Source organism: Mesorhizobium sp. M0960 (genome assembly GCF_040319055.1).
In the GTDB taxonomy this organism is placed as follows: Bacteria; Pseudomonadota; Alphaproteobacteria; order Rhizobiales; family Rhizobiaceae; genus Mesorhizobium.
In genome coordinates, this window is the sequence record NZ_JAMYNN010000022.1 from 88,419 (window position 1) to 95,997 (window position 7,579).

The following is a 7,579-nucleotide window of genomic DNA, read 5'->3' on the forward strand; positions in this document are numbered from 1 at the left end:
AGCAGGCGCTCCGCGGAAAAAAATGGCAAGACAAGATCAGGCCAACGACCAGTTTTCGCTTACCTCTTTCCTCTATGGCGGCAATGCCGATTATATCGACGCGCTCTATGCCGCTTATGAGGACGATCCCGCGTCGGTCGATCCCGAATGGCAGGACTTTTTCGCGGCGCTGAAGGACGACGCTGGCGACGTGCGCAAGAATGCCAAGGGCGCCTCATGGGCCAAGCCCTCCTGGCCGATGCAGGCCAATGGCGAGCTTGTCTCGGCGCTGGACGGCAATTGGGGCCTGGTCGAAAAGCACATCGAAAAGAAGGTGAAGGACCGAGCAGCCGGCAACGGCGCAGCGCTTTCCGACGCCGACGTGCATCAGGCGACGCGCGATTCCGTCCGCGCCATCATGATGATCCGCGCCTTTCGCATGCGCGGCCACCTGCATGCCAATCTCGATCCGCTCGGCATTGCCAAGCCGCTCGAGGATTATAACGAGCTGTCGCCGGAGAATTACGGCTTCACCGAAGCCGATTACGACCGGCCGATCTTCCTCGACAATGTGCTCGGGCTGGAATTCGGCACCATCCGGCAGATGCTCGACATCCTGACCCGGACCTATTGCTCGACGCTCGGCGTCGAATTCATGCATATCTCCGATCCCGAGGAGAAGGCCTGGATCCAGGCGCGCATCGAGGGCGCCGACAAGGAGATCTCCTTCACCGCCACCGGCAAGAAGGCGATCCTGCAAAAGCTGGTCGAGGCCGAAGGCTTCGAGCAGTTCATCGACGTCAAGTACAAGGGAACCAAGCGCTTCGGCCTCGATGGCGGCGAGTCGCTGATCCCGGCGCTGGAGCAGATCGTCAAGCGCGGCGGCCAGCTCGGCATGAAGGAGATCGTGCTCGGCATGGCGCATCGCGGCCGGCTGAACGTTTTGTCGCAGGTGATGGCCAAGCCGCACCGCGCCATTTTCCACGAGTTCAAGGGCGGCTCGGCCGCGCCCGACGAGGTCGAAGGCTCGGGCGACGTGAAGTACCATCTCGGTGCCTCATCCGACCGCGAGTTCGACGGCAACAAGGTGCATCTGTCGCTGACCGCCAACCCATCGCATCTGGAAATCGTCGATCCGGTGGTTATGGGCAAGGCGCGCGCCAAGCAGGACTATCTGTTTGGCCGCAGCCGCGAGGAGATCGTGCCGCTGGAAGAGCGCGCCAAGGTGCTGCCGCTGCTGCTGCATGGCGATGCGGCCTTTGCCGGCCAGGGCGTGATTGCCGAAATCCTCGGCCTGTCTGGCCTGCGTGGCCACCGCGTCGCCGGCACGCTGCATTTCATCATCAACAACCAGATCGGCTTCACCACCAACCCGCGCTTTTCGCGTTCGTCGCCCTATCCGTCCGACGTGGCCAAGATGATCGAGGCGCCGATCTTCCACGTCAATGGCGACGATCCGGAAGCTGTGGTCCATGCCACCAAGGTGGCGATCGAATTCCGCATGAAGTTCCACAAGCCGGTGGTGGTGGACATGTTCTGCTATCGCCGCTTCGGCCATAACGAGGGCGACGAGCCGGCCTTCACCCAGCCGATCATGTATCGCAAGATCCGCAACCAGAAGACGACCATGCAGATCTATGCCGACCGGCTGATCGCCGAAGGCCACATCAGCCAGGCCGAGCTCGAAAAGATGAAGGCCGACTGGCGGGCGCATCTCGAGCAGGAATTCGAGGTCGGCCAGCACTATAAGCCGAACAAGGCGGACTGGCTGGACGGCGCCTGGTCCGGCCTGCGCTCGGCCGACAACCAGGACGAACAGCGGCGCGGCAAGACCGCGGTACCGGTCAAGACGCTGAAGGAGATCGGCAAGAAGCTGACCGAGGTGCCGAAGGATTTCGAGGCACACAAGACGATCATCCGCTTCCTCGACAACCGCCGCCAGGCGATCGAGTCGGGCGAAGGCATCGACTGGTCGACGGCCGAGGCGCTGGCCTTCGGCGCCATCCTGCTCGACGGCAATCCGATCCGGCTGTCCGGACAGGATTCGGAGCGCGGTACCTTCTCGCAGCGCCATTCAGTGCTCTACGACCAGCGCGATGAGACCCGCTACATCCCACTCAACAATCTGTCGGCGGCGCAGGCCGGCTTCGAGGTCATCAACTCGATGCTGTCGGAAGAGGCCGTGCTCGGCTTCGAATATGGCTACTCGCTGGCTGAGCCGAAGGCGCTGACGCTGTGGGAAGCGCAGTTCGGCGACTTCGCCAATGGCGCCCAAGTGGTGTTCGACCAGTTCATCTCGTCGGGCGAGCGCAAGTGGCTCAGAATGTCGGGCCTCGTCTGCCTGCTGCCGCACGGCTATGAAGGCCAGGGGCCGGAGCATTCGTCGGCCCGGCTCGAGCGCTTCCTGCAGCTTTGCGCGGAAGACAACATGCAGGTCGCCAACGTCACGACGCCGGCCAACTACTTCCACATCTTGCGCCGGCAATTGAAGCGGGACTTCCGCAAGCCGCTGATCCTGATGACGCCGAAGTCGCTGCTGCGCCACAAGCGGGCGGTGTCGACGCTGCCGGAAATGTCGGGCGAAAGCGCCTTTCACCGGCTGTTGTGGGACGACGCCCAGCTGCTGTCGGGCCAGGCCATCAAGCTCACCAAGGATTCGAAGATCCGCCGTGTCGTGCTCTGTTCGGGCAAGGTCTACTACGACCTCTACGAAGAGCGCGAGAAGCGCGGCATCAACGACATCTACCTGCTGCGCGTCGAGCAGCTCTATCCGTTCCCGGCCAAGGCGCTGATCACCGAACTGTCGCGCTTCCGCAATGCCGAGATGGTGTGGTGCCAGGAGGAGCCCAAGAACATGGGCGCCTGGTCGTTCATCGATCCGTATCTCGAATGGGTGCTGGCGCATATCGACGCCAAGCACCAGCGGGTGCGCTATACGGGCCGGCCGGCCGCCGCCTCGCCGGCGACCGGATTGATGTCGAAGCATCTCGCCCAGCTTGCCGCCTTGCTCGACGACGCGCTTGGTGAATAGAACAGAACTGGGCGGATAAAATAGAACCGAAAGAAACGGACAGGCACAATGGCAACCGAAATCCGCGTCCCGACACTTGGTGAATCCGTCACCGAGGCGACCATCGGCAAATGGTTCAAGAAGGTCGGCGACGCGATCGCCGCCGATGAGCCGCTGGTCGAACTCGAAACCGACAAGGTGACGGTGGAAGTGCCGGCCGCCGCCGCGGGCACGCTCAGCGAGATCGCCGTCAAGGAAGGCGAGACGGTTGGCGTCGGGGCGCTGCTCGGCACGATTTCGGCAGGCGCCGGCGCAGCAGCCAATGCTGCCGCCGCTCCGGCAGCGAAGCCGGACGCGGTGTCGCAGGCCTCGGCTCCGACCGCGGCCTCGAGCGTCCAGCAGGCCGCGGCCGAGACGGCCAAGATCGCCGGCGACGCCGGCGCGATTGAGACACGCACAATGCCGCCGGCGCCGTCGGCGGCAAAGCTGCTGGCCGAACACAATCTTGCGGTCGACCAGGTCTCGGGCTCGGGCAAGCGCGGCCAGGTGCTGAAAGGCGACGTGCTCGACCTGATCGCCAGGGGCGCGCCGTCGCAGCCGGCCGAAATGCCAAAGGCAGCACCTGTGCCGGCACCTGTCGCCGCGCGCGCGCCGTCCTCGGCCGACGATGCGTCGCGCGAGGAGCGCGTGCGCATGACCAAGCTGCGCCAGACCATCGCGCGCCGCCTCAAGGAAGCGCAATCGACCGCCGCGATGCTGACCACCTTCAACGAGGTCGACATGAGCGCGGTGATGGCGCTGAGGAGCAAATACAAGGACGTGTTCGAGAAGAAGCACGGCGTGAAGCTCGGCTTCATGGGTTTCTTCACCAAGGCCGTCACCCATGCGCTGAAGGAGATCCCGTCCGTCAACGCCGAGATCGACGGCACCGACATCATCTTCAAGAACTACGCCCATATCGGCGTCGCCGTTGGTACCGAAAAAGGCCTTGTCGTGCCGGTCGTGCGCAATGCCGACCAGATGTCCATCGCCGAAATCGAGAAGGACATCGGCAGGCTCGGGCTTGCGGCGCGCGACGGCAAGCTATCGGTTGCGGATATGCAAGGCGGCACGTTTACGATTTCCAACGGTGGCGTTTACGGGTCGCTGATGTCGACGCCGATCCTCAATGCGCCGCAGTCGGGCATTTTGGGCATGCACAAGATCCAGGAGCGGCCGGTGGTGGTCGGCGGCCAGATCGTCATCCGGCCGATGATGTATCTGGCGCTGTCCTACGATCACCGCATCGTCGACGGCAAGGAAGCGGTGACGTTCCTGGTGCGGGTCAAGGAAAGCCTGGAGGATCCCGAGCGGCTGGTGCTCGACCTCTAGGGGCGGCCCGAGTGAGCCGGAGAATGGATCTGCGCCACCGGATTGGTTCCTCTCGTTTCCGGTCCGGTTTGTTTGTCACGATCTCCGCACTCGGCGTGCAGACGGTCTCCGCTGCGCTTGCCGCCTGCCCGCTCGAACTGGCCGTCTACGGCGACACTGAAAACGCAGCCGAGATCGATTTCAGGCCAACCGGCGAATCGGCCGCCGTCACCAACAGTTTCAAGATGGTGCTCGACAAGGACGTCGTTCTCGACGGAATCGTCATGTGGACGGAGGGCGTGGCGCGGCCGCATGGCTCACTGATGTACAAATGCCCGGCTGGCGACGTCACCGGCGACGAGCTCGCCGCCTGCACTGTGTGGGAGGGGGTCATCTATACGGCCGACGACCAGGGCAATATCGCGTTGCTGCCGGGCGAAGGAAAGGATGCGCCGAAGAAGCTGATCCTGCCCGATCTGGGGGCGTCGTTGCAGATGTCGGCGGCCTATGGCGCCAACGGCTTTTCCAAGGTGCCCTGGGACGTCTTTGCCCTGAAAGGATGTCAGGAATGAGCGGAAAAATCCTGCTGGTGACCGGCGGCAGCCGCGGCATTGGCGCCGCTACATGCAGGCTTGCCGCCGAGGCCGGCTACCGCGTTGCGGTCAATTACGCGTCGAATGCAAAAGCGGCCGAAACGGTGGTCGCCGACATCGAGGCCGGCGGCGGAGAAGCCTTTGCCCTCAAGGCCGATGTCGGCAGCGAGACGGATGTGCTGGCCATGTTCGAGGCGGTCGAAGACCGCTTCGGCGGGCTTGATGCGCTGGTCAACAATGCCGGTGTCGTCGACAGCCTGTCACGGGTCGACGAGATGTCGTTCGCGCGGCTCGAGCGCATGATGCGGATCAATGTGATTGGGCCGATGCTTTGCGCACGCGAAGCGGTGAAGCGCATGTCGACCAGAAATGGCGGCAAGGGCGGCGCCATCGTCAATTTGTCTTCGATCGCGGCAAGGCTTGGCGGGGCAGGTCAATATATCGACTACGCAGCCTCCAAGAACGCGATCAACGCCTTCACTGTCGGCCTGGCGCGGGAAGTGGCCGAGGAAGGCGTCCGTGTCAACGCGGTCAGCCCGGGCATCATCGACACGGAAATTCATGCCTCCGGCGGGCAGCCGGATCGCGCCGAGAAAATGGGCCGGGTGGTGCCGATGCAGCGCGCAGGCACTGCCGAGGAAGTCGCGGCCGCAATTCTCTGGCTGCTGTCGGACGAGGCCTCCTATACGACAGGCGCCAATCTGGAAGTCGGCGGCGGCCGCTAAAGCAAAGGGACAGTATCATGGCCTATGACGTCGTTATCATCGGATCGGGACCGGGCGGCTATGTCTGCGCCATCAAGGCGGCACAGCTCGGCCTGAAGACGGCGGTGGTCGAAAAGAACCCGACCTTCGGCGGTACCTGCCTCAACATCGGCTGCATCCCGTCGAAGGCGCTGCTGCATGCGTCCGAGATGTTTGCCGAGGCCGGCCATTCCTTCGATGCGCTTGGCGTCGAGATCGGCGCGCCCAAGCTCAATCTCGGCAAGATGATGGCACACAAGGATGCGACGGTGACGGCCAACGTCAATGGCGTCGCCTTCCTGTTCAAGAAGAACAAGATCGACAGTTTTCGTGGCACCGGCAAAGTAGTTGCGGCCGGCAAGGTGTCGGTGACCTCCGATGACGGCAAGGTCGAGGAGATCGAGACCAAGAACATCGTCATCGCCACCGGCTCCGACGTCGCCGGCATTCCCGGCGTCAAGGTCGATTTCGACGAGAAGGTGATCGTGTCGTCGACCGGCGCGCTGTCGCTGGACAAGGTGCCGGGCCATCTGGTGGTGGTCGGCGGCGGTGTCATCGGTCTGGAGCTCGGCTCGGTATGGGCGCGGCTCGGCGCCAAGGTCACCGTGGTCGAGTTCCTCGACTCCATCCTGGGCGGCATGGATGGCGAGGTCTCCAAGCAGTTCCAGCGCCTGCTGTCGAAGCAGGGCTTTGAGTTCAGGCTGGGCGCCAAGGTGACCGGCGTCGCCAAGGCCAAGAAGGGAGCGACGGTCACCTTCGAGCCAGTCAAAGGCGGGGCGGCCGAGACGATCGAGGCCGACGCCGTGCTGATCGCGACGGGACGACGGGCCTATTCGGACGCTCTCGGGCTTAAGGAGGCAGGCGTCGACGTCGACGAGCGCGGCTGGGTCAAGACCGACGGCCATCTCAGGACCAAAGTCCCCGGTATCTACGCCATCGGCGATGTCATCGCCGGCCCGATGCTCGCCCACAAGGCCGAGGACGAGGGCGTGGCGGTGGCCGAAACCATTGCCGGCCAGGCCGGGCATGTGAACTATGACGTGATTCCGAGCGTCGTCTACACCACGCCGGAAATCGCTTCGGTCGGCAAGACCGAAGAAGAATTGAAGAAGGCCGGCGTCGACTACAAGGCGGGAAAATTCCCGTTCAGCGCCAATGGCCGGGCGCGCGCCATGCTGCACACCGACGGCTTTGTGAAAATCCTGGCCGACAAGGCCAGCGACCGCGTGCTCGGCGTCCACATCGTCGGCTTCGGCGCCGGCGAGATGATCCACGAGGCGGCGGTGCTGATGGAATTTGGCGGCTCGTCGGAAGACCTAGCCCGCACCTGTCACGCCCATCCGACAATGTCGGAGGCGGTCAAGGAGGCGGCACTGGCGACGTTCTTCAAGCCCATCCATATCTGAGCAAACGCGGTGAATCGCAAAGCTTAGAGATTGGCTGAAACAGCCGCGATTCGTCATCCCAGGGCGGAGCAGGAGCGGAGCGATGTCGCGGAGACCCTGGGATCCATGCCGTTACCTAAGCGGCAGTGTTCCGGCGAACCAGAATCGAGTGCCTCTTCGCATCGGCTGGTAACCGGTGATTCAGTTGTGTGCGTCAAGTTCTGCAAAAATGGCGTGGCAGTAGCTGTGACGTCGGCGTGTCCGCCGCGCAGCCCCCGTGTTTAGCGGAGCGGCGGACACACGGCGGTGCTCAGGCGGCCAATGCTCTCAGGCTCTCCTTCTTGTGCTCGCGCAGATGATCCATGTTGAGATAGCGGGTCGCCTCGAGCCAGTTCTCGTGGATCTCGACCGCCAATGCCCGAACCAGCCGCAGGCAGCTCCGCGGGTTGGGGAAGATGCGAACGACCAGGGTGCGCCGCTTGATCTCCTGGTTCAGCCGCTCCAGCATGTTCGTCGACT

The 7,579-nt window shown here is 63.6% G+C and carries 6 protein-coding genes; 5 read left to right on the forward strand and 1 reads right to left on the reverse strand.

Annotated elements, in window-relative coordinates:
* Window positions 1-22: 22 nt before the first annotated feature.
* From NKH63_RS27625 to lpdA, 5 genes are read left to right on the forward strand one after another with little or no spacing between them, the layout of a single operon-like run.
* Window positions 23-3,010 carry a 2-oxoglutarate dehydrogenase E1 component gene (locus NKH63_RS27625; RefSeq protein ID WP_352717863.1) on the forward strand — a complete coding sequence of 996 codons (2,988 nt, stop codon included), beginning with the start codon at window positions 23-25 and terminating at the stop codon, window positions 3,008-3,010.
* Window positions 3,011-3,058: 48 nt separating this feature from the next.
* Window positions 3,059-4,360, forward strand: coding sequence for a 2-oxoglutarate dehydrogenase complex dihydrolipoyllysine-residue succinyltransferase (gene odhB / locus NKH63_RS27630; protein ID WP_352548534.1), 1,302 nt, complete (start codon window positions 3,059-3,061; stop codon window positions 4,358-4,360).
* Window positions 4,361-4,383: 23 nt separating this feature from the next.
* Complete coding sequence (locus NKH63_RS27635; RefSeq protein WP_352588024.1) at window positions 4,384-4,911, forward strand: hypothetical protein; 528 nt, start codon at window positions 4,384-4,386, stop codon at window positions 4,909-4,911.
* Complete coding sequence (locus NKH63_RS27640; RefSeq protein WP_023722722.1) at window positions 4,908-5,657, forward strand: SDR family oxidoreductase; 750 nt, start codon at window positions 4,908-4,910, stop codon at window positions 5,655-5,657. The genes NKH63_RS27635 and NKH63_RS27640 overlap by 4 nt, the downstream gene beginning before the upstream one ends.
* 17 nt (window positions 5,658-5,674) lie before the next feature.
* A complete protein-coding gene (gene lpdA, locus NKH63_RS27645; protein WP_352919654.1) occupies window positions 5,675-7,081 on the forward strand; it encodes a dihydrolipoyl dehydrogenase in 1,407 nt (468 codons plus the stop codon).
* A 289-nt stretch (window positions 7,082-7,370) separates the two neighbouring features.
* Here the strand turns inward: lpdA and NKH63_RS27650 are convergent.
* Window positions 7,371-7,579 (reverse strand): transposase (locus NKH63_RS27650; protein WP_352495195.1); only part of this gene is annotated, 209 nt, incomplete at its 5' end.